Annotated in this window: 1 protein-coding gene; it reads right to left on the minus strand. The window is 67.2% G+C overall.

What is annotated here, in order from left to right:
• A partial coding sequence (locus tag AC1DN0_RS41195) for a TonB-dependent siderophore receptor (protein WP_477146624.1) occupies positions 1-686 on the minus strand: 686 nt, incomplete at both ends.

Raw genomic sequence — 686 nt, forward strand, 5'->3', positions numbered from 1 at the left:
GCGCGAAGGTGGTCTTCTCCACGATCGGCCAGCTGCTCCAGGTGGCGGACAGGTTGGTCGAGCGCGGCAGGTTGGCCGGTTTGCCATCGGCGCCCCAGTACGGCACCACGCGCCTGGTGACGCCGGTGGTCCTGGGCGACTGGTAGTCATAGCCCACTTCCAGCAGGGTACGGTCGCCGAGGTCGGCCTGGACGATGCCGTAGAACACGTCCTTGTCCAGCGCGTAGACATCACGGAACGAATCGCTCTGCTGCTTGGCGGCGACAAAACGCGCACGCACGCGCCCCTCCAGCGCGATCGGGCCGCCGATGTCCGCTTCCAGGCGCTGGTTGCCCCAGCGGCCCACGGTGAGCCCGGCGCTCATCGCCACGTCGGTGGTCGGGCGCTTGCGCACCATGTTGATCGTGCCCGAGGGGTCGCCGGCGCCGGTGGTCAGGCCGGTGGCGCCGCGCACCACGTCAATGCGTTCGTAGATCACGCTGTCGGTGTTGGTCTTGAGCGACCCGCCGAACGTGTTGAGCATGCCGTCGATCTGGAAGTTGTTGATGGCATAGCCACGCGAGATGTAGCTGATGCGCTCGCTGTCGGTGACCGAGACATGCACGCCGGTGACCTGGCCCATCACGTCCGACAGCGCGTACAGGCCCATGTCATCCAGGCGCTGGCGGGTGACCACGGTCACCGAC

The organism is Cupriavidus sp. 05N39 (genome assembly GCF_056397325.1).